Origin of the sequence: Paractinoplanes abujensis (assembly GCF_014204895.1) — a bacterium.
GTDB lineage: Bacteria > Actinomycetota > Actinomycetes > Mycobacteriales > Micromonosporaceae > Actinoplanes > Actinoplanes abujensis.
This window is the reverse complement of record NZ_JACHMF010000001.1, coordinates 8,624,914-8,647,028: the sequence shown is the minus strand read 5'-3', so window position 1 is coordinate 8,647,028 and position 22,115 is coordinate 8,624,914. Positions and strand designations below refer to the sequence as shown.

Genomic DNA, 22,115 nt, shown 5'->3' with positions numbered 1-22,115 from the left:
AAGGCTCCGACCAGGCAGGAGTTCGGGCCATAGGAAGGGCGGTCCCATGACGGAGTCTCTGAGCGTCACGTCGGGCAACACGACGAGCAATGACGGTCTCGACCTCGGCGCCGAGGAGGAATTGCATGTCGTCGACCTCGTGACCAGGGAACTCGTCCCGCGGGCGCAGGAGATCCTCGACCAGCTCAACCCCGAGCACTTCTCGGCCGAGCTGCACCGCTCGGTGGTCGAGACGAACACGCCGGTGGCCGTCACGCTTGACGGTCTGCGCGACGCGATCGTCGAGCGCCGGCGCACGGCGATCACGGTGGCCGAGTCGCTGGGCCTGGGTCTGGTCGCCGCGGGCACCGTTCCGCTGGTCGATCTGGAGTCACTCCCCGTGACGCCCACCTCGCGCTACCGGCGGATGCTCGACGACTATCAGCTGCTGGCCCGCGAGCAGTTGATCTGCGGCGCCCAGGTGCACGTCGGGGTGCCCGATCGGGACGAGGCCGTCGCCGTCGCCCAGCGGGTCGCGTCGGCGCTGCCCACCCTGCTCGCGCTGAGCACCAGTTCCCCGTACTGGATGGGTGAGGACTCGGGTTACGCCAGCGTGCGGTCGCTGGTCTGGCTGCGCTGGCCCACCGCGGGCGACCCCGGCGTGCTCAACAGCGCCGCCGACTACGACGAGCTCGTGGCCGACCTGCTGGCCTCGGGCACCATCACCGACCCCAAGATGGTCTATTTCGACGTCCGCCCGTCGGCCCACGTGCCCACGGTCGAGCTGCGGGTCACCGATTCCAGCCCCGACGTCGACACGGTCGTGCTGCTGGCCGGCCTGTTCCGCGGGCTGGTGCGGCGGGCCCAGCAGGACTACCGGGCCGGCCGCCCGTTCACACCGTCCAAGCCGCCGCTGCACCGCGCCGCGATGTGGCGGGCCGCACGGTCCGGGCTGGAGGGCGACCTGCTGGACCTGGTGCGTGGCGCGCCCGAGCCGATGCCGGCCCCGGTCGCCGTGGAGCGGCTGGTCGGCGACCTGCGTCCGCAGCTGGAGGAGCTGGGCGACTGGGACCAGGTGTTCGACCTGTCGGTGCGGGCGTTGAGCCGGGGCAGCTCGGCCGCGCGGCAACGCCGGGCCATGACCCGCCGGGGCCGGATCTCCGACGTGGTCGACCTGCTGGTGGCGGACACCCGGGGCGGCGCCACCGGCATCGGGCCCGAGGGCCAGTCGGTGCCGGCCGGCCTGTTCCCGTACGCCAAGGCCGGCGACGAGGCCTTCCCGGGCGGCGAGGCCGACGAGTCGTACGGGGGAATCATGAATGTCCTCACGGCGCTCGGCTCGGGCGGTCTGCGCCGCCGCGAGGACGCGCGGGACGACGAGCAGCGTCAGCGGGGCATCACCTTCAGCGTGGCCGGGGAGGCCGCCACCCGCCTGTTCCCGTTCGACCTGGTGCCACGGATCGTGCCCGCCGGCGACTGGGCCGCGCTGCGGGTCGGGCTGGTGCAGCGGGTGCGCGCGCTCGACCTGTTCATCTCCGACGTGTACGGCGAGCGGCAGGTCGTGCGGGACGGCGTCATGCCCGAGTGGGTGATCGACGGCTCGCCCGAGCTGCGGCCCAGCGGCGCCCTGGTCGACCACGCGGGCGTACGGGCGCAGGTGGCCGGCGTCGACCTGGTGCGCGACGCGGACGGGCAATGGTGCGTGCTCGAGGACAACCTGCGGGTGCCTTCGGGCATCGCGTACGCCATGCAGAACCGCCGCCTGACCCACGCCGTGCTGCCCGAACTGCCGCTGCCCGACAACCTGATCCCGGTCGAGCGGACCCCGGAGATGCTGCTGCGCGCGCTGACCGAGTCGGCTCGCCCGGCGGCCGGCGACGACCCGCGGATCGTGGTGCTGAGCCAGGGCCCGGACGACTCGGCCTGGTTCGAGCACCGGATGCTGGCCGAGGAGATGGGCGTGCCCGTCGTCCGCAGCACCGAGCTGTTCGTCGACGACGGCCGGGTGTTCCGGCTGCGCGACGGCAAGCGCTACCCGGTCGACGTGATCTATCTGCGGATGGGCGAGGACAGCCTCGTGCACTCCCCCGGCGCGGACGGCATGCCGCTCGGCCCCAGCCTGATCACCGCGCTCCACGCCGACACCGTGGTGCTGGCCAACGCGCTGGGCAACGGGATCGGTGACGACAAGGCCGTCTACGCCTACGTGCCCAAGCTGATCGAGTACTACCTGGGCGAGAAGCCGCTGCTGGCCGATGTGCCGACCTACCTGTGCGGCATTCCCGAGCAGCGCGACGAGGTGCTCGGCCGGCTCGACCAGCTGGTGTGCAAGCCGGTCGACGGTTACGGCGGCGACCGCATCGTGATCGGTCCGCACGCGACCGAGGAGGACCTTTCCGCCGTACGACGGCAGATCCGCACCGCCCCGCACCGGTGGGTGGCGCAGGAGGTCGTCCAGCTCTCGACACACCCGGTCTTCGACGGTCACCAGCTCGCGCCCCGGCACGTCGACCTGCGCGCCTTCGTCTTCACAGGCACCGAATCGGTGGTCGCACCGGCCGCCCTGACCAGGGTCGCCCCGTCCGGCTCGATGATCGTCAACTCGTCGCGCGGCGGCGGCTCGAAGGACACCTGGTTGCTGGGGTGACGCGCCCGTTACGGCGGCTTCACCTGATCGAAATCGACAACAGGGAGGTTCAACAATCATGTGCGGAATCGCGGGCGAACTGCGGCACGACGGGCACCTGGCGGATCCGGAAGCGGTCCGCCGGATGTTGCCGTGCCTGGAGTCGCGCGGTCCGGACGGTGAGGGCCTCTGGGCGCGCGGCCCGGTCGCGCTCGGCCACCGCCGCCTGAAGATCATCGACCTGTCCGAGGCCGGGCACCAGCCGATGATCGACGAGGAGCTGGGCCTCTCCCTGGTGTTCAACGGCTGCATCTACAACTATCAGCAGTTGCGCGAGGAGCTCCGCGGGCACGGCTACACGTTCTTCTCCACGTCCGATACCGAAGTCATCATCAAGGCGTACCACCGCTGGGGCGCCGACTGCGTGCAGCACTTCCTCGGCATGTTCGCCTTCGCGATCGTCGAGCACGGCACCGGCACGGTCATGCTGGCCCGTGACCGGCTCGGCATCAAGCCGCTCTACCTGGCCGAGACGCCGGGCCGCCTGCGCTTCGCCTCGACGCTGCCCGCTCTGCTGGCCGCGGGCGACGTCGACAAGTCGATCGACCGGGTCGCCCTGCAGCACTACATGACGTTCCACTCGGTCGTGCCCGCGCCGCGGACCATCGTCAGCGGTGTCCGGAAGCTGCCCCCGGCCACCGTACGGATCATCCGGACCGACGGCACCTCGACCGAGCACGTCTACTGGGAGGCCTCGCACACCCGGCGGCCCGACATCGCCGACGCCGAATGGCCCGAGCTCATCCACGAGAAGCTCAAGCTGGCCGTCGAGCGGCGCATGGTGGCCGACGTGCCGGTGGGCGTGCTGCTCTCGGGCGGCATCGACTCCAGCTACATCGTGGCGCTGCTGGCCGAGCAGGGGCAGCGCGGGCTCACCACGTTCAGCATCGGGTTCGAGTCGGGCGGCGGCGAGCAGGGCGACGAGTTCGCCTATTCGGACATCGTGGCCAAACAGTTCGACACCACGCATCACCAGATCCGGATCGGGAAGGACAGGTTCCTGCCCGCCGTCGACCGTACGGTGGCGGCGATGAGCGAGCCGATGGTGTCGCACGACTGCATCGCCTTCAACCTGCTCAGCGAGGACGTGTCGAAGGCGGTCAAGGTCGTACAATCGGGTCAGGGCGCGGACGAGATCCTGGCCGGCTACAGCTGGTATCCGCCACTCGCGAACGTGCCCTACGCCGAGGCCGTGGACGCGTACGCGAAGGAGTTCTTCGACCGCCCGCACAGCCGGCTCGCCCAGCAGCTCAACCCGGAGTGGCTGGTCGAGACGGATGTCAGCCGGGAGTTCGTCGCCGCGAGCTTCGGCCGGCCCGGCGCCGAGACCGCGGTCGACGCCGCCCTGCGGCTCGACTCGCAGGTGATGCTGGTCGACGATCCGGTCAAACGGGTCGACAACATGACTATGGCGTGGGGCCTGGAGGCTCGCGTACCGTTCCTCGATCACGAGTTGGTGGAACTGGCCGCGGCCTGCCCGCCGGCTCTGAAACTGGCGCACGGTGGCAAGGGGGTTCTCAAGGAGGCGGCCCGCGGGGTCGTGCCCGACGAGGTGATCGACCGGACCAAGGGATATTTCCCGGTTCCGGGCATCCGGCACCTCGAGGGCCCGATGCTCGACAAGGTCCGCGACGCGCTGTCGGCGCAAGCCGCGCGCGACCGGGGGTTGTTCCGGCCGGAGTACGTCGACTCCCTGCTGGCCGACCCCAACACGCCCCGCACGACGCTCGGCGCGAACCAGCTGTGGCAGCTCGCCCTGCTGGAGATGTGGTTGCAGGACAAAGGAATCTAGTGATCGAGGGAGGACCCGTATGACCGGTCAGTTCAACCGTGTCGACGTAACCGTTTTGCCGATGGGCTGGACGGACATAGAAACGGGCTCCTTCCCCTCCGAGGTCTCCGGCAGCTGGTCGCCCGCGCTGTCACCGGACGGCCGGCACGCCGCCTACGTCTCCGACCGCGGCGGCCGGCCCCAGGTGTGGGTGCAGCCAGTCGGCAGCGACCTGACGTTCCTGGTCGACACGGGTGAGGCCCCGGTCGCGTCGGTGCAGTGGTCGACCGGCGGCGGCTGGCTGGCCTGCCACGTCGCCCCCGGCGGCGCGCCCCGGCACGAGGTGTGGCTGGTCCGGCCGGACGGCTCCGAGCTGCACCAGGTGGCCGGTTTCGGCGCCGACACGGCTGACAACATGCGCTGGCTGCCGGGCCGCTCACTGCTGGCGCTGACCGAGAACCTGACGACCGCCCTGCTGATCGACCCGGCCGACGGCTCGCGCTCGATCGCCGCCCGCGGCGAGCTCATCTCGCTGCTCGACGTCGCGCCGGCCCGCGACCGGGCGCTGCTGCGGGTGGGCCCGCGTGGCGACCGCCACATCGTGGTGCGCGACCTGCTGACCGGGGTCGACGAGTTCGTCACGGCGGGCGAGCAGGCGGTATTCGGGCCGGACGGCGAAACCGTGTACGCCCGCAGCGAGTCGGGCGAACTGCCGGTGCTGATCCGGGTGGCCAAGGGCGGCGTGGAGGTGCTGGCCGCGTCCGGGACCGACGAGGTCGAGACGTTCGCGGTCACGGCCGACGGGCGTACGGCAGCGGTGCTGTGGAACGTGCGGGGCGGGCTGTCGTCGGTCGAGCTGCTGGACCTCGACTCGGGCGCCCGGCGCCCGCTGACCCCGCAGCCGGGCCTGGTGATCAGCGGGCCGGCCTGGTCGTTCGACGGGTCCACGCTGAGCTTCACGGCCGAGGGGCCGGGACAGCCGCACGGGGTCTGGGTGTCGTCGGCGGCGACCGGAGTGGTGCCGGTGTCGGCTGAGCCGCCCGCGCCCGGCGCGGTGACGCCCACGCTCGAGACGTTCCCGGCGCACGACGGGCTGGAGCTGAGCGGCTGGCTGTTCCGGCCCACCGGCGAGGGGCCGTTCCCGACCGTGCTGTGGTTCCACGGCGGGCCGGAGGCGCAGGAGAGGCCGGGGCACGGGCCGCTGTTCCAGTCGCTGGTCGACCGGGGCATTGCCGTGTTCGCGCCCAACGTCCGGGGGTCGTCGGGTTTCGGCCGTACGTTTGTCAACGCCGACAACCTCGCTTTGCGCTATGCCGCGATCCAGGACGTGCACTCGTGCGCTTCCTTCCTGGTCGGATCGGGCATCTCCGATAGTTCACGGCTGGGCATCATGGGCCGGTCGTACGGCGGGTACCTCACGCTGGCCGCGCTGACGACGTTCCCCGACCTGTTCGCGGTCGGCATCGACGTCTGCGGCATGTCCAACTTCGCCACGTTCTACGAGCACACCGAGCCGTGGATCGCGGCGGCGGCCGTCTCCAAGTACGGCGACCCGGTGACCGACGAGGTCCTGCTGGCGGACCTCTCCCCCATCACCCGCATCGACCACCTGCGGACCCCGCTGATGATCGTGCACGGCGAGAACGACAGCAACGTCCCGGTGATCGAGGCCGAGCAGGTCGTACGGGCCCTGGCGGAGCGCGGCATCCCGCACCGTTACCTGCTCTTCCCGGGCGAGGGTCACGAACTGCTGCACCGTTCCTCGCGAGCCGACTACATGCGCGAGACGGTCGAGTGGCTGGAGACCCACCTGCGGCCGGTCATCGGCTGACGGCGCCGAGCCGCTCCACTATCCGCCCCATCGCCTCCCGCAGTTCCGCGGGCTCGACCTCGCTCAGGTCGCTGTCGAAGGTGATGAACAGCCCGGCGATCCCCGTCCACGACCAGCCGCCGATCGTGAGCCGGCAGCGCCGGTCGTCGACGGGCTCCACGACGGAGCCGCCGGGGGCCCAGCGGGCGACGAGCGGGGCGGGCAGGTCGAGCACGGCGGACCCGACGCACTGCCACCGCCCGGGGGTGTCGCCGCGGTCCGGGTTCTGCACGACCAGGCGGGTCAGGTCGTCGGGGGTGAGCGGCTGCGGCGTGAAGACCGCGCCGCCGCCCGGGGTGCGGGGCTGGATCCGGTCGACGCGGAAGGTGTGCCAGGTCCGGTCGCGCCCGTCGCGGGCGATCAGATACCAGCGCCCGGCCCAGACGACCAGGTGGTGCGGCTCCACCTCGCGGGGCGGCCGGAAACCGGGCCGGCCCGGATCGGGGACGGCGCCGTCGGTGTCGCGGTAGTCGAAACGCAACACCCGGGCCGTACGGATGGCGGCGCCGACGACGCGCAACGTCTCCACGTCGACGGGCGCGGCCGAGAACTCCCAGTAGTTGCGCAGCGAGGTGACCTGAAAGGCCTCGCTGGCCGCCCGCAACCGGGCCGGCATGACCTGACGCAGCGTGGTGAGCGCCCGCGCGACGGCGTCGTCGATACCGCTCACCGTGGCCGGGGCGGTCTGCAACGCCAGCGCGATCGCGATCGCCTGGTCGTCGTCCAGCACCAGCGCGGGCAGCCGGCCCCCGGCGCCCAGCCGATAACCCCCGCCCGCTCCCATCACGGCGTTGACCGGATAGCCCAGCTCGCGCAGGGTGTCGACGTCGCGCCGCAGGGTCCGGGCCGACACCTCCAGCCGCGCGGCCAGCTCGGCGCCGGGCCACTCGACGCGCGCCTCGAGCAGGGACAGCAGGCGCAGGATGCGCGCGGAGGTATCGGCCACGAAAACCACGATCGCAGACCTGGCGGTCAGCCGGTGACCGCCACCGTTGCGACTCTGCCCGCCATGAGCACTCACCTCTCCACCGCCGTCACGGGCCGACGGGCGTCGATTGCCCTGCTGGTCGTCCTGTTCGCCTCGTTCATGGACCTGCTCGACGTCACGATCGTCACGGTCGCCGCCCCCGACATCGCCGCCGACCTCAACGCCGGTGAGGCCCAACTCCAATGGACGGTGGCCGCCTACACCCTGGCCCTCGGTTCGGGCCTGATCACCGGCGGGCGCGTCGGCGACGCGTACGGGCGCCGCCGGGTCTTCCTCGTCGCCCTGGTCGGCTTTGCCGTCGCCTCCGCGGCCTGCGCGCTGGCCCCGTCCGCGGGGGCGCTGATCGCCCTGCGCGCGGTGCAGGGCCTGGCCGGGGGCTTCCTGGTGCCGCAGGTCTTCGGCATCATCCGGTCCTCGTTCGCGCCGGCCGCGATGGCCAAGGCGTTCGGGGCCTACGGCGCGGTGCAGGGTTTGGCCGCGGTCGCCGGCCCGCTGCTCGGCGGCGCGCTGGTCGACGCGGACCTGTGGGGTCTGGGCTGGCGCACGATCTTCTGGATCAACATCCCGGTCGCGCTGGTCGCCCTGATTCTGGGCCTGCGGGTGCTGCCCGAGTCGACCTCACCCGCGCCGGCCCGCCTCGACATCGCCGGTGCGCTGCTGTCGGCCGTCGCGGTCGTGCTGGTGCTGCTGCCGCTGGTGCAGGGCCGGGACTGGGGCTGGCCGTGGTGGGGGTGGGCGCTGCTGGTGGGCGGGCTGGTCCTGCTGGCCTGGTTCGTGGCGTACGAGCGGGGCCTCGAGGGCCGGGGCGTCCTGGACCCGGCGCTGCTGAGCGTCCGTCCGTTCACGGCCGGGCTGGCGGTGTCGGTGCTGTTCTTCGGCGCGCTGGCCTCGTTCTTCCTGGTCCTGTCGATCTATCTGCAGGCCGGGACGGGCCGGTCGGCCTGGGAGACGGGCCTGGTGATCCTGCCGTACGCGATCGGTTCGATCCTCACCTCCGGCGCCGGGGTCGCGCTCGCCGCCAAGGCGGGCCGGGCCCTGCTGGTCACCGGCGCCCTGACCCTCGCCGCGTCCCAGGGCCTGCTGTGGCTGCTGGTCCGCGACGGCGGCGCGCCCGGCTACTGGTCCCTGGCCGGTGCCCTGTTCCTCGGCGGCCTGGGCCTCGGCCTGGCCGCCCCCATCCTGGTCAACGTCGTACTGGCCGGCGTGCCCGGGCACCAGGCGGGCGCCGCGGGCGGGGTGCTGTCCACCGCCACCCAGATCGGTGGCGCGGTCGGGATCGCCGTGCTCGGCACCGTCTTCTTCGACGCCCTGGGCGCGCCGCCGGTCTTCGGGCAGGCGCTCGCCCAGGTGATGCCGTGGCAGGTGGCCGCGTACGTGCTGGCCGCCCTGGCGATGCTCGCCCTGCCCCGCACCGCCACCGCTCACTGACATGAAGGAGCGCCGGCCACCGCTGCGGTCCCCTCCCGCTGCGGCCCGGCCGGCGCTCCCGTATGCGGCGCCCTTCCGGTCTTTCCGGCGGACGCCTACCCCTCAGAAACGACTCAACGTGATGCCCGCGAGCCGCGGGTCGCCGCTGTGCACCAGCGACTCCTGCGCCTGCACGTCGTCGAAGGCGAACGCGTACGCCCGGCCGTCGACCATGTTGTCGTGGATGACCTTGCCGTACACGTTGGCACTCTCGCCCTGGTAGAAGTCGGCCGCCGTGCCGCTCGGCTGCACGTCCAGCTTGTCCAGGGTGTTGCGGGTCAGCGCGGCGCACAGGGTGCGGGCGATCGGGCCGACGACCAGGTCGTTGGGGGCGCCGAGCGCGCCGTCACAACCCCACACGTCGGCGGTCGAGGGCTTGGTGAACGAGGCCACCGTCTTGCCGGTGCTGTCCGTGAAGTTCATGACGTTCCCGCTGGTGCGGCCGAAGAACTTCGTGTCCGGCTGGTCGCTGAACGGCACAACGGTCAGGTTCTTGCCGGTGTACGTGTTCCACGACTTCGTGATGTACGAGTCGAGGAACGTCGGGCTCATCAGGCCCGCGTCGGCCGCCTTGCCCGGCGCCAGCACCCGCAGCACCGTGCCGTCGCCCCGGGTCACCACGCTCTTCGCGAAGTCGGGCGACGCCTTGATGGCGTCGATGACCCGCTGCCGGCCGTTGGTCCTGACCTCACCCGTCTTCAGCGTCTTGCCGTCGCCACCGGTCACGCTGATGGCGTGCGGCACCGCGAACATGTCGACCTGCGAGCTGTTGATGAACAGGCCGCCGTCGTTGAACGTGAACTCGCTCCAGTCGAACAGGATGTCGCGGTTGGGGTCGCCGCCCGCCCACGGCGCCGGCTGCACCAGGCCGTCGGTGGTCAGCCGGAAGTCCAGCTTCTGCCCGAACGACATGTAGAGACGCCCGGACAGGTTCTTCGGCATCTTGACCGTGACGCTGGACCCGTCGGCCGGTCCCGGGATCGAGACGTCCGGGGCCGGTACGGGCACCGAGCCGCCACCCGACCAGTTGGTGAACGCGCCGTCCGCGTTGACGTAGCCGAGCTTGCCGGTCGTCAGGTTCGTGCCCAGCAGGTAGAGGAAGACGTTCTCCCCGCGGCCCGTCTCGTTGGTGACCTTGACCGGCAGGACGTCACTCTTGGGCGGCACGCTCGTGGGCTCGGTCTCCGCTGGTTTCGTTGCCGCGGGCGGTGTCTTAGCAGGCGGCGTCGCGGCGGGCGCCTTGGTCGTCGGCGCCACCGTCGGGGCCGTAGTGGTGATCACGTCGCCGCCACTACCGCACGGCATGCCGTTGAGCTTGCAGTTGGCCGGCTTGCCGCCCGCCCCGACGAACCCGAAGGTCACGCCGGCGTCCGCCGGCACGACCCCGTTCCACGACCGGTTGCTGAAGGTCAGGTGGTTGCCGCTCACGGCCAGATCGGTGTCCCAGTAGCTGCCGATCGACCCCCCGGCCGGCAGATCGAACTCCACCTTCCACGACTTCATGTCGCCGCCGGTGTTCTTGATGGTCACCTCGCTCTGCCACCCCGAACCCCAGTCCGAGACCGTACGCAACGTGGCAGTAGGCGCAGCAGCCGAAGCCGGCAACGCGATCCAGGTGGTAACCCCGACCACGGCCGCAGCCACCGTGGAAAGGACCAGGGTTCGCTTGTGACGCATCGTTCGCTTGTGACGCATGGTGGAACAGGCCTCCGTAGTAGCGGACCTGCCCATGCTCGAAGCCGCCCCCTTAAAACGACCTTAACGATCATCTTGAAGGCCTTTAAGCCCACCCGGCCTGCCCGAACAAGCGCTCGGACAGGCGCCGCGGCAACTCTCCGTCAGGCTTGTCCGGGGTGGTGGCAGACGGCTTCGAGGTTGATGCCGTGCAGGTCCAGGACGAACGCGCCGTAATAGTCGTCGTGGTATTCGGGATGGACTGCGGGCTTCAGCAACGACGTGGCGCCCGCCGACAGGGCCGCCTCGTAGAACGTGTCCACGTCGGCGCGGGTGTCGACCGTGAAGGCCACGTGCATGTTGGTGCCCACCACGCCGCCGTCGATGAGCCAGAAGTAGGGCTTGACGTCGGCCAGGCCGAAGCCGGTCATGGCGGTGGGCTGGTTGGGGGTGGCGTTGGGTGGGATCTCCAGCATCTTGGTGATGCCGATGGCGGCCAGCACCGGCTCGTAGAACGCCACCGCCTCGGTCAGCGACGGGACGGCCAGGTTGAGGTGGTCGATGCGGGATCCGGAACGGTCGAGTGTCATGACGTCGAAGGTGCCCGGCATCGCGGCCACCGAATGGCCGCGATGCCGGAAGAAAATCAGCCGCGGCGCCACTTCTGGTTGGCTCCGCCGACGCAGTCCCACAGGTGCAGGCGCGCGCCTTCGTTGCCGTTCCACTCGGCGATGTCCACGCACTTGTTCGCTTGCGGGTTGACCAGGTCACCGGCCGCCGACAGGACGAACTGCTGGGCGGGGTTGCCGCTGCACGTGACGATCTGGATGGCGGCGCCGTTGGCCGTGGAGCCCCACGCGACGTCCATGCACTTGTTGTTCGACGTCCGCAGGGTGCCGTCGACGAACTCCCACTTCTGGGCGGCGCTGTTGTTGCAGTTCCACATCTGCAGCTGGACGCCGTCGGCGAAGTTGCCGTTCGGCACGTCGATGCACTTGTTGTTCCAGTTGCTGATCACCGCGGAGCCGCCGCCACCGCCGCCGGTGGTGGTCAGGGCCAGGCCGTACGTCTGGAGGATCTCGTTGACCGGCTGGAACCACATCGTGCCGCCGCTGGAGCAGTTGCCCGTGCCGCCCGAGGTGACGCCTTGGGCCTGGTTGCCCGAGATCCACGAGCCGCCGGAGTCGCCCGGTTCGGCGCACGCGTTGCTGCGGGACAGGCCGGACACCGCGCCCTGGGAGTAGACGATCGTCTCGTTGCGGCCGAGCAGGGTGCCGCAGCGCCAGCCTGTGGTGCGGCCGGAACGGCAGATCGAGCTGCCGATGGCCGCGTCCTGCGAGCCGGCCACGGTGACGTTGCCGCCGGCGTAGTTGTTGACCCACGGTTGCGGGGTCCAGTTGCCGTTCGTACGCACCCAGGCGTAGTCGTTGCCGGGGAACGAGGAGCCGGCGAAGGTGCCTTGGGCGACGTTGTTGTAGCCCAGGGTGGGGCTGCCGGTGCCGCCGCAGTGACCGGCGGTGACAAAGCCACCTGCGACCGAGAAGCCGACCGAGCACAGCGTGTTGCCGTTGATCACGTACTGGTCGCCGCCGCGGATGTCGTAGAGCGCGCGGGGCTGTTCGGCCGCGGTGACCACGGTGACCGATGCGCCGGCGAAGGCGCGCGCGGCACTTTCGGAGCCGGGAGCGGCCATGACCACCACCCGGTTGTTGGGGACGTCGACGTACCACCCCCGTACGACGGAAGGCTTTGCGCTTTTCGCCTTCTTGTCCAAGCTGTCGCGCAGACGGAGAAGATCGGACGCGGATCTGCGAACCACCGCAAAATCCGCACCTGACGATCGCACGGCGGCCGCGGCGGAGGACGAAGTGGCCGCAACCGTCAGCCGGGACGCCCCGGAGGGGATCCAGGCTCCCGCGAAGGCCGGACCGAGCACGGCCTTGAGCCGCTTCTCGACCACGGGCGCCGCCGCCTCGGTCCGCAGCCGCGCCTCGATCTGGGCGTCGTTCAGCTTGAGGTCCCGGCGCATCGCGCTGAGCATGCCGGGGTCGATGTCGATGGCGGGCGAGGGGGCAGGAGCGGCCTGAGCAGCGGGAAGAGGGCTCAGCGAGACAGCTGTGAGGGCTGCCGCGGCGATGGCCAGCAACCGTGGACGTGGGCGCATGGGGATCCTCTCGGAGCGCCGGGAAAACCGGGGATAAATCGGAGGCTGTCTATGTCTGACAACGCTGTCAAGAAACGAGAAGGAAACCTGCCCGAAAGACCCGCGTGTGCTCCGTCGCCTGCCCTCGCCGATCCGGCGCCGGACGTGCAAGGCTGTCTTCTTGAACTACGAGAACGGGCGGTAATCCGGCATGGGGATGGTCAAGGTCGTAGGGCTCGTCCTGCACCCGCGACGCGACTGCGGATCGGCGATAGAGGCGATCGTCGACTGGGCCGAGCGGCGCAACGTCACCGTGCTGGGCCTGCACGACGAGATCGACCGCATCGACTGTGAGGCCGTCGCGGTCACCGCCGACGAGATGGTCGAGCGGGCCGGCCTGCTGGTCAGCCTGGGCGGTGACGGCACGATGCTGCGCACGATGCGCCTGGTCGAGGGGCGCAAGACCCCGGTGCTGGGCGTCAACGTGGGCCGGCTCGGCTTCCTGGCCGAGGTCGATCTGCCCGATCTGACCGACGCGCTCACCGCGATCGACGAGCACAAGTTCACCATCGAGTCCCGTACGGCGGTGCGCACCGTGCTGCCCGACGGCAAGGACGTGTCAGCCTTCAACGACATCGCCATGGTGCGCGTGCCCGGCGAAGGGCTGGCCGCGGTCGGCATCAGCCTCGAGGGCAAGAACTTCGTCAACTACGCGGCCGACGCCGTCATCGTGGCCACCCCCACCGGCTCCACGGCGTACAGCTTCTCGGCCGGCGGCCCGATCGTCTCACCCAACGTCGAGGGCCTGATCGTGACCGCCTCGGCCGCCCACTCGTCGTTCAACCGCCCGCTCATGCTGGCCCTGCAGGAGCAGCTCGACATCGACGTGCTGCCCACCAGCGGCCGGCTCGCCATCGAGGTCGACGGCATCATCGAGGGCTACGCCGGGCCGGGCGACAAGCTGTCGATCGAGCCGATCCCGTCGGCGGCCCAGGTCATCCGGCTCGGCAACACCAGCTTCTACGAGCGGGCCCGGCGCAAGCTGCGCGTCGAGGGCAGCGCCCAGGTCGGCGTGCCCGACGCGACCGACGCCGTGGTGGTCGACGCCTTCGAGCGGCGGCGCTACGAGCTGCTGGTCGGCGGTGAGGTGGCCGGTGTGCTGGACTATCGCCGCCACGGCGACCGGATCGAGCTGCTGAACACCGTGATCGAGCAGTCCTTCTCGGGCCGGGGCCTGGCCGGCCGGCTCGCCTCGGCCGCGCTCGAGGACGCGCGCGGCCGCGCCACCCCGGTCGTCGCCTCCTGCCCCTTCATCAGCGGATATCTCGACCGTCACCCCGAATACGCCGACCTCCTGGCCACCCCGACTGCGGATAGCTGAGGTATTTGCCATGGGCCACCCCGCGATCCTGACCGTCGACGACGACCCCGCGGTCTCCCGGGCCATCGCCCGCGACCTGCGCCGTCGTTACGGCGACCAGTACCGCATCGTGCGCGCGTCGTCGGCCTCCGAGGCCCTCGACGCCCTGAAAGAACTCAAGCTGCGTGGCGGCCGCGTGGCCGTCATTCTCGCCGACTACCGGATGCCGCAGACCAACGGCATCGAGTTCCTGGAGCAGGCGATGGACCTGTTCCCCAACGCGCGGCGCGCGCTTCTGACGGCGTACGCCGACACCGACGCCGCCATCCAGGCCATCAACGTGGTCGACGTCGACCATTACCTGCTCAAGCCGTGGGACCCGCCGGAGGAGAAGCTCTACCCGGTGATCGACGCGCTGCTCGACGCCTGGCAGGCCACCGGCGACCGCGAGATGGAGGACATCCGCGTCGTCGGGCACCGCTGGAGCGAGCCGTCGTACGAGATCCGTGACTTCCTCGCCCGCAACCTGGTGCCCTACCGGTGGCTGGGCGCCGACGAGTCCGAGGGCCGCCGGTTGCTCGAGGCAGCCGGGGTCGGTCCCGAGTCGATCCCGCTGGTGGTCACCTCCGACGGGCGCACGTTCGCGCAGCCCAGCACGACCGAGGTGGCCGAGGCGGTCGGGCTGTCGACGGCGCCCGGACGCGACTTCTACGACCTGATCATCGTGGGGGGCGGCCCGGCCGGGCTCGGTGCCGCGGTCTACGGCGCCTCCGAGGGCCTCAAGACGCTGCTGGTCGAGCGGCGCGCGGTGGGTGGCCAGGCCGGTCAGAGCTCGCGCATCGAGAACTATCTGGGCTTCCCCGACGGCATCTCGGGCGCCCAGCTGACCGACCGGGCGCGGCGGCAGGCCGGCAAGTTCTCGGCCGAGGTGCTGACCACGCGCGACGTGACGGGCCTGCGGCAGGACGGTTCGGCCCGCACGCTGAGCTTCGCCGACGGCGGCGAGATCTCGGCCCACTCGATCGTGCTGGCCACCGGCGTGGCGTATCGGCCGCTGGTGGCCGACGGCATCGCCGAGCTGACCGGTTCCGGCGTCTACTACGGCTCGGCCTCGACCGAGGGCCCGTCCTGCGCGGGCACCGACGTCTACATCGTGGGCGGCGCGAACTCGGCCGGGCAGGCGGCGTTGTTCTTCTCCCGGTACGCGCGGACGGTCACGCTGCTGGTGCGGGGCGACTCGCTCGAGGCGTCGATGTCGTACTACCTGATCCAGCAGCTCAACAAGATCGACAACATCCGGGTCCGTACGCGGTGCGAGGTGATCGGCGCCCAGGGCGACGGCCATCTGCAGGCCATCACGATCTGCGACAGCAAAGAGGGCCAGAGCACCACCGTCGAGTGCGGTTACCTCTTCGTCTTCATCGGGGCCGAACCCCGTACGGACTGGTTGGGAACCGCCGTCGCCCGCGACGAGAAGGGCTTCGTCTACACCGGGCCGGATCTTCTCTCGAATGGCACCCGTCCGAAGGGATGGGATCGGGAGCGGGATCCGTTCTACCTGGAGTGCAGTGTTCCCGGCATCTTCGCCGCCGGCGACGTCCGGGCCAACTCCGTCAAGCGGGTGGCCTCGGCGGTCGGCGAGGGCGCGATGGCCGTCACGCTGGTCCATCGTTACCTGGAGGCGCAGTAAGCCATGAGTGACACCGCTGAGGTCAAGCTCGTTCCGTGCGAGCCGGGGCAGCTCACCAACGACGAGCTGCGCACCCTGTTCCTGTTCGAGAAGCTGACCGACGACCAGCTCACCTGGATCTCGGAGCACGGCTGCACGATGCACATGCCGGCCGGCGGCGTGGTGATCCGCGAGGGCGACCCCGCCGACCAGTTCTTCGTGCTGCTCAGCGGCACGATCGAGCTCACCCGCCGGGTCGGGCAGGACGAGGTGCGCACCAACCGCACCGAGCAGCGCGGCGTCTACATGGGCGCCACCAACGCCTACCTGCGCGACGACGGCGTCCAGCGCAACTACATGATGAGCCTGCGCGCGCTCGACGACAGCGACTTCTTCGTGCTGTCGGCCAACGACTTCGGCTGGATGATGCGCGAGTGGTTCCCGATGGCGATCCACCTGCTCGAGGGCCTGACCATCGGCATGCGCAACACCCAGGCCGCGGTCAGTGAGCGGCAGCGGCTCACCGCGCTGGGCGCGCTCTCGGCCGGTCTGATGCACGAGCTCAACAACCCGGCCGCGGCCGCCTCCCGGGCCACCTCCGCGCTGCGCCAGCGGGTCGCCGGCATGCGGCACAAGCTGGCCATGCTGGCCGCGGGCAAGGTCGACCCGGAGCGCCTGGTCGCGCTGGTCGAGCTGCAGGAGGACGTGATCGAGCGGGCGGCCAAGGCCAAGCCGCTGACCGCGATGGAGACGGCCGACCGCGAGGACGAGCTCGGCGACTGGATGGACGAGCGCAACGTCACCGGCGGCTGGGACCTGGCGCCGGTCTTCGCCCAGGGCGGCCTCGACATCGAGTGCCTCACGCTGATCGAGGAGCGGGTCGGCACCCAGAAGCTGCTCGACCAGGCGATCCACTGGATCGGCTACGCGCTCGAGACCGAGCAGCTGATGACCGACATCGAGGACGCCACGAGCCGGGTGTCGTCGCTGGTCTCCGCGGCCAAGCAGTATTCGCAGATGGACCGGGCCGCGCACCAGTGGATCGACGTGCACTCCGGCCTCGACAGCACGCTGGTCATGCTCAACCACAAGATCGGTGAGGGGATCAAGGTCGTGAAGGACTACGACCGTACGATTCCGCAGGTTCCGGCCCACCCGGCCGAGCTCAACCAGGTGTGGACCAACCTGATCGACAATGCGGTGCAGGCCATGAACGGCGCCGGCACGCTGACCGTCAAGACGTACCGCGAAGACGATCACGTGGTCGTGTCGGTCGGTGACTCCGGTCCGGGCGTCCCCGAGGATCTCAAGAAGCGCGTCTTCGAGCCGTTCTTCACGACCAAGCCGGTGGGCGAGGGCACGGGCCTGGGCCTGGACATCTCGTACCGGATCGTGGTCAACGGGCACGGCGGCGACATCAAGCTCGACTCGAAGCCGGGCGACACCAAATTCCTCGTACGGCTGCCGCTGACCGAGCCGTCCTCGGCGTGAGAAAAAGCGGGCGGGGTCGCCCCCGCCCGCTTTCCTTTACAGCAACCCGCGCACGTAGGCCGCCTGGCCCGCGTGCTGCGCGTCGTCGTCGTACACGCTGATCAGCCGCACCCCGAGCGTCACGGGCGGATCCCAGTTGTCGTCGACCACCCGGTCCAGGTCGGCCTCGGTGAGGTCCGCGAGCCAGGCCACCGTACGGTCGTGGACCGCCTGGTAGTAGTCGAGCAACACCTGCGCGCTTTCCGGGGCCACCGCGGCCACGTCGGACGCGTCATGCCCGTACCCGGTCTCGCCCGGGTCCTTCAGTCCGAACTTGGCGGGCCAATCACCACCGGCGTAGACCTGCTCGGTGCCCATCACGTCGGCCACGTGGTCGTCCTGCACCCGGGTCAGGTGCCAGACCAGCCACCCGATCGAGTTGGCCCCCTTCGCCGGCTGCCACCGCAGCTGGTCGGCGGTGAGCCCGTGCACGGCCGTGTGCACGAGCTCGGGGAGGCGCCCGAAGGCCTCGGTCAGTACGCCCTTGGCATCCATCTGCCTACTCCGTTCCGTTCGGCTGGACCTGCTGGTTCTGCACGTCGCCGTTCTGCGTGGTGGAGTCCTGCGTCGTGCCGTCCGGCTCGGTCTGGCCGTCCGCCGGCGCCTCGGTGGGCGCCGTGCCGGTCTGCGTGCCGTCGGTCTGCTGCGGCTCGGGCGACTCGGCCGGCGCCGAGGTGTCCGTGGGCGCCGCCGTGCCGGTCGGGGCGGCCGTCTCGGCCGGGTCCGCGGTGGGCTCACCGGTCGGGTCGGCCGAGGGCTGCGTGGACGGCGTGGTGGCCGGCTTCTCGTCCGAGCCGTTGTCGCCCTTGAACGCGTTGCCCAACGTCGTGCTGGAGCTGGTCTTGTGCCCGACCGCGTCCGCGATCGAACGCTGGGCGATCAGCTCGAACACCGTGATGCCGCCCATGGCCAGCACGAACAGCAGGCCGGCGGCCGCGGTGATCCGGCCCCAGCGCATCTTGACCGGGCGCCGGTCGACCACGGGCTCGTCCGACGGCACCTCGTCCTCGGCCGCCGCGACCGGTGGGGTGCCGACCGCGGCCGGCGCGGTCACGAACGTCTTGATCTTCTCGCTGCCGCGGTTGATGAACCGGTGATAGAGCTCCGTTCCGACCGAGCCGATGAGGCTGGCCACGGCCGCGCCGATGAGAGTGCCGGCGACGCCTAGGAAGGAACCGACAACCGCGGCGGAGACCGCGGCCAGGGTTCCTGCGATGGTCTTGGGAATGTCGATGCCGGACAAGATCTTGGCCGGTGCGTGCTCGGTCATGTCCTCCTTGCCTCTGCCCTCTTGTGGTGACTGTCAGGCCTTGGCCTTCTCCTTACGCGCGATCGCTAAACCCCGGCGATCCGCCCACACCTCGCGTAGCGGGCGGACCACGATGCCCTCCGCGGCCATGCGTTCACGGGCCAGCCTGCGCGTTCGCAGAATTCCGGCGACGCCGACGATCATGAATATGTATTGCACCGACATGGCCACTTTGAAGTCGGCGATGTCATACGTGGCGCCGCCGCCGGTGCGCGCGTCGAGAATAAGGCCGATCAGCTCGATCGACAGCAGCGACGCGACGAAGCCGCCGACGTTCACCACTCCGGTGGCGGTGCCGAGCCGGCTCGGCGGGTTGAACGTGCGGGCGTAGTCGAAACCGATCATCGAGCCCGGGCCGCCCAGGCCCAGCGCCACGATCAGCACCACCAGCACCGGCATCGGCGCGTGCCCGGGCCAGGCCAGCACCAGGCCCCAGCCGCCCGCGTTGGCCGCGATCACCCCCAGCACCAGCCACGACCGGCGCAGCGGATGCCGCTGCACGAGCAGCCCGATCATCGGCCCGGCGGCCATGCCGACCAGCACGAACAGGGTGAGCAGAGCGCTCGCCGTCTCCTGGGGCAGACCCTGCCCGGCGATCAGGAACGGGAAGCCCCACATCAGCGCGAACACCGTGCCGGTGAACTGGGTGGTGAAGTGCGTCCACAGCCCCAACCGGGTCCCCGGGTGCCGCCACGCGCTGCTCAGGTCGTGCCCGACCTGCCGCATGGTGATCGCGGCGCCGACGGTGATCCGCCGTTCCGGGGTGTCGTGCAGGGCCAGGAAGGCGGCCACCGCGACGAAGACGCCGGCTCCCGCGGTCGCGAGGAACGCGGTGCTCCAGCCGGGGCCGGCCAGCATGGCAGCCAGCGGCACCGCCGAGAGCACCTGCCCGGCCTGCCCGGCCAGCCCGGTGATCTGGGTCAGCACCGGCACCCGGCGAGCCGGGAACCACTGCGGCACCAGGCGCAACACGCTGATGAAGGTCATCGCGTCGCCCGCGCCGACCAGGATGCGGGCCAGCACGGCGCCGCCGACGTGATCGGTGGTCGCCATGATCGCCTGACCGGCCGCCATCAGCACACCGCCGCTGACCACCAGCCGCAGCGAACCGAACCGGTCGAGCAGCAGCCCGACCGGCACCTGCAGGCCGGCGTAGACGAGCAGTTGCAGCACGGCGAACGAGGCCAGGGCTCCGGCTCCGATGCCGAAGCGGTGCTGCGCGTCCAGCCCGGCCACGCCGAGCGAGGTGCGGTGCAGCACTGCGACGATGTACGCGGCGAGGCCGACGGCCCAGACCGTCCAGGCCCTTGCTGAGGGACGCAGGGGCACGGGGTCGCCTTTCACTCGCTCTGTGGCACGTACGGACTCCCACTTTTCTCCGCTTGCACCGGCGTCACAACCGATCGCGGTCCAGACCACACGTGGGTCCCGTCACTGATCGTTTATGCAGGTAGTCAAGCCGATTTCCGCGATTCGGCACGGTTGTGATCACTATTACGACGCGGAACAAAGCCGGTCGCCGGAGACTTGCCGCCGAATATGCGCGCTGAACTCTCCCCTGGTGAACTCCTGCCCGCAGGACGCCGCCTCCGCATCGTCCTCGTGCTGGGTTTTCTCACCGCGCTCGGGCCGCTGACGATCGACATGTACCTCCCGGCGCTCCCGACGATCACCACCGACCTGCACACCACCGAGGCCGCCGTGCAGCTGACGCTGACCGGCACTTTGCTCGGCCTGGCCCTCGGGCAGCTGCTGGTCGGCCCGCTCTCCGATGCCGTCGGGCGCCGCCTGCCCCTGCTGGCCGGGGTCGGCGTGCACGTGCTGGCCTCCGTGCTCTGCGTCGTCGCGCCCAACCTGGCCGTGCTCGGCACCCTGCGAGTGCTGCAGGGCCTGGGCGCCGCAGCCGCCGCCGTCGTCGCCATGGCGATCGTGCGTGACCTGTTCAGCGGGCTCGCCGCGGCCAAGCTCTTCTCGCGCCTGATGCTGGTCGTCGGCGTGGCCCCGATCCTCGCGCCCACCATCGGCGGCGTGGTGCTCAACTGGACCTCGTGGCGCGGCGTCTTCGTCGTGCTCACCGTGGCCGCGATCGCCATCCTGACGGCGACCGCGCTGTTCCTGCCCGAGACGCTGCCCGTCGAGCGGCGGCGCAACGGCGGGGTCACCGGCACCCTGCGCGACTACGGACGGCTGTTCACCGACCGGGCCTACGTGGGCCTGATCCTGGTGGCCGCGCTCGCGTTCTCCGCGCTCTTCGCGTACGTCTCCGGCAGCTCCTTCGTGTTCCAGGAGGAGTACGGCATGGACGAGCAGCAGTTCGCGTACGTCTTCGCCGGCGGCGCGATCGGGCTGATCGGCGCCACCCAGTTCAACGTGCGCCTGCTCCGCCGCTGGCAGCCGGTGCAGATCCTGACGGGCGCGCTGGTCGCGGGCGCGGTCTTCGGCGTGATCTTCCTGCTGTTCGCGATCACCGGCTTCGGCGGGCTGGCCGGTGTACTGATCCCGCTCTGGCTGGTGCTGGCCACGGTGGGCCTGGCCATGACGAACGCCCCGGCGCTAGCCCTCTCGCGGCATGGTGAGGCCGCCGGAACCGCGGCCGCGCTGCTGGGTGCGATGCAGTTCGGGGTGGGCGCGCTCGCGGCGCCGCTGGTCGGCGTGCTCGGCAACAGCGCCCTGGCCATGGCGATCGTGGTGGCGGGCACGATGCTGGCCGTGGTCGTGGTGCTCTGGACGGTCGTGCAGCCTTCGCGCCTGCCCGTCGACGAGTCGGCCGAGCCCGTGATGGCCGTCGCACACTGAGCGACGCGCGTCGCATTACCGCTAGTCGATCCCACCGGCGGGGTAGCAGCGCGGCATGCGCGAACACAACCCCCGCCGGTGGGCCTGGCTCGGCGTCCTGGTCATCGGTCTTGCCCTGTACGCCGTGGTGCTGCGGACCTTGGTCCACACTCAAAATCCCAACTTCGTGCCCGCCCTGATCCTGCTCGGCGCCACGGTCGTCCCGCTCTCGTTCCTCACGTTCGCCCAGGCCCGTACGGGTCGGTGGCAGGTTCCGGCCTCGGCCTTGGTGATCGCCGCGTTCTTCGGCGGGGTGATCGGCATCGTGGTGGCCGGCACGCTCGAGTACGACACGCTGCACCGCCTCGGCGTGCTGCCGATGGTGCTGGTGGCGGTCATCGAGGAGTCGGCCAAGCTGATCGTGCCGCTGATCCTGCTGTTCACGATCCTGTCGCGGCACGAGCGGCGGCTGCCGTCGGACGGCCTGATCATCGGCGTCGCGTCCGGCATGGGTTTCGCGGCCCTGGAGACCATGGGCTACGGCTTCACGGCCCTGCTCGCGTCGGGCGGTAACGTCGGCAGCGTCGAGCAGACCCTGTTCGTACGGGGCCTGACCGCTCCCGCCGGCCACACCGCCTGGACCGGGCTCACCGCGGGCGCGCTCTGGGCCCTGATCGCCGCCCCGAACACCCGGCGCGTGCTCGCGTTCCTGGCCACCTTCGCCGGCGCGGTGGTGCTGCACACTTGCTGGGACACGTTCTCGACTCCGATCGCGTACGTCGTGCTGGCCGTCATCAGCCTGGGCTGGCTCTTCCTGGCCCTGCGCCACTACCGCACGTTCGCCGAACACGCCGAGGGGACAGTGCTGCGGCCGCTGACGATCTAGTCTTCGCC

16 protein-coding genes are annotated in these 22,115 nt (G+C 70.6%); 9 read left to right on the top strand and 7 right to left on the bottom strand.

What is annotated here, in order from left to right; all coding sequences use genetic code 11:
* The first annotated feature begins 46 nt into the window (after window positions 1-46).
* From BKA14_RS39865 to BKA14_RS39855, 3 genes are all read left to right on the top strand, one after another.
* Complete coding sequence (locus BKA14_RS39865; RefSeq protein WP_184955882.1) at window positions 47-2,626, top strand: carboxylate--amine ligase/circularly permuted type 2 ATP-grasp protein; 2,580 nt, start codon at window positions 47-49, stop codon at window positions 2,624-2,626.
* Between the two features lie 58 nt (window positions 2,627-2,684).
* A complete protein-coding gene (locus BKA14_RS39860) occupies window positions 2,685-4,457 on the top strand; it encodes an N-acetylglutaminylglutamine amidotransferase (protein WP_184955881.1) in 1,773 nt (590 codons plus the stop codon).
* Window positions 4,458-4,518: 61 nt separating this feature from the next.
* Window positions 4,519-6,267 carry a S9 family peptidase gene (locus tag BKA14_RS39855; RefSeq protein ID WP_239092667.1) on the top strand — a complete coding sequence of 583 codons (1,749 nt, stop codon included), beginning with the start codon at window positions 4,519-4,521 and terminating at the stop codon, window positions 6,265-6,267.
* Here BKA14_RS39855 and BKA14_RS39850 read toward each other — a convergent pair.
* Window positions 6,257-7,252 (bottom strand): helix-turn-helix transcriptional regulator, encoded by a 996-nt coding sequence (locus tag BKA14_RS39850; protein ID WP_184955879.1) that lies wholly within the window; start codon window positions 7,250-7,252, stop codon window positions 6,257-6,259. The genes BKA14_RS39855 and BKA14_RS39850 overlap by 11 nt on opposite strands.
* A 63-nt stretch (window positions 7,253-7,315) precedes the next feature.
* Between BKA14_RS39850 and BKA14_RS39845 the strand changes: the two genes are divergently transcribed.
* Complete coding sequence (locus BKA14_RS39845) at window positions 7,316-8,722, top strand: MFS transporter (RefSeq protein WP_184955878.1); 1,407 nt, start codon at window positions 7,316-7,318, stop codon at window positions 8,720-8,722.
* 102 nt (window positions 8,723-8,824) lie between these two features.
* On the opposite strand, the gene BKA14_RS39840 is transcribed toward BKA14_RS39845, so the two are convergent.
* From BKA14_RS39840 to BKA14_RS39830, 3 genes are all read right to left on the bottom strand, one after another.
* Window positions 8,825-10,438, bottom strand: a complete 1,614-nt coding sequence (locus BKA14_RS39840; protein ID WP_239092668.1) for a beta-1,3-glucanase family protein — start codon at window positions 10,436-10,438, stop codon at window positions 8,825-8,827.
* A gap of 161 nt (window positions 10,439-10,599) precedes the next feature.
* A complete protein-coding gene (locus BKA14_RS39835) occupies window positions 10,600-11,025 on the bottom strand; it encodes a VOC family protein (RefSeq protein ID WP_203722174.1) in 426 nt (141 codons plus the stop codon).
* Window positions 11,026-11,081: 56 nt separating this feature from the next.
* Entirely contained in the window at window positions 11,082-12,599 is a 1,518-nt protein-coding gene (locus tag BKA14_RS39830) for a ricin-type beta-trefoil lectin domain protein (RefSeq protein ID WP_239092669.1), read from the bottom strand.
* A 190-nt stretch (window positions 12,600-12,789) separates the two neighbouring features.
* Here BKA14_RS39830 and BKA14_RS39825 point away from each other — a divergent pair, with 190 nt between their 5' ends.
* Genes BKA14_RS39825 through BKA14_RS39815 form a run of 3 tightly spaced genes read left to right on the top strand, consistent with a single transcriptional unit; the run spans window position 12,790 to window position 17,098 of the window.
* A complete protein-coding gene (locus BKA14_RS39825; protein WP_184955875.1) occupies window positions 12,790-13,959 on the top strand; it encodes an NAD(+)/NADH kinase in 1,170 nt (389 codons plus the stop codon).
* A gap of 10 nt (window positions 13,960-13,969) precedes the next feature.
* Entirely contained in the window at window positions 13,970-15,628 is a 1,659-nt protein-coding gene (locus tag BKA14_RS39820; RefSeq protein WP_184955874.1) for an NAD(P)/FAD-dependent oxidoreductase, read from the top strand.
* 3 nt (window positions 15,629-15,631) lie between these two features.
* Window positions 15,632-17,098: an ATP-binding protein gene (locus BKA14_RS39815; protein ID WP_184955873.1), complete on the top strand. Its 1,467-nt coding sequence runs from the start codon at window positions 15,632-15,634 to the stop codon at window positions 17,096-17,098.
* A 36-nt stretch (window positions 17,099-17,134) separates the two neighbouring features.
* Here the strand turns inward: BKA14_RS39815 and BKA14_RS39810 are convergent, their stop codons facing one another.
* The 3 genes from BKA14_RS39810 to BKA14_RS39800 are packed head-to-tail and all read right to left on the bottom strand — an operon-like array spanning window position 17,135 to window position 19,775.
* Complete coding sequence (locus BKA14_RS39810; protein WP_184955872.1) at window positions 17,135-17,632, bottom strand: mycothiol transferase; 498 nt, start codon at window positions 17,630-17,632, stop codon at window positions 17,135-17,137.
* 4 nt (window positions 17,633-17,636) lie between these two features.
* Entirely contained in the window at window positions 17,637-18,407 is a 771-nt protein-coding gene (locus tag BKA14_RS39805) for a hypothetical protein (protein WP_184955871.1), read from the bottom strand.
* Between the two features lie 33 nt (window positions 18,408-18,440).
* Complete coding sequence (locus tag BKA14_RS39800; protein WP_184955870.1) at window positions 18,441-19,775, bottom strand: MFS transporter; 1,335 nt, start codon at window positions 19,773-19,775, stop codon at window positions 18,441-18,443.
* Between the two features lie 210 nt (window positions 19,776-19,985).
* Between BKA14_RS39800 and BKA14_RS39795 the strand changes: the two genes are divergently transcribed.
* Window positions 19,986-21,242 carry a multidrug effflux MFS transporter gene (locus BKA14_RS39795; RefSeq protein ID WP_184955869.1) on the top strand — a complete coding sequence of 419 codons (1,257 nt, stop codon included), beginning with the start codon at window positions 19,986-19,988 and terminating at the stop codon, window positions 21,240-21,242.
* A 55-nt stretch (window positions 21,243-21,297) separates the two neighbouring features.
* On the top strand, window positions 21,298-22,107 hold the full coding sequence (locus BKA14_RS39790; RefSeq protein ID WP_184955868.1) for a PrsW family intramembrane metalloprotease: 810 nt from the start codon (window positions 21,298-21,300) through the stop codon (window positions 22,105-22,107).
* Window positions 22,108-22,115: the final 8 nt, after the last annotated feature.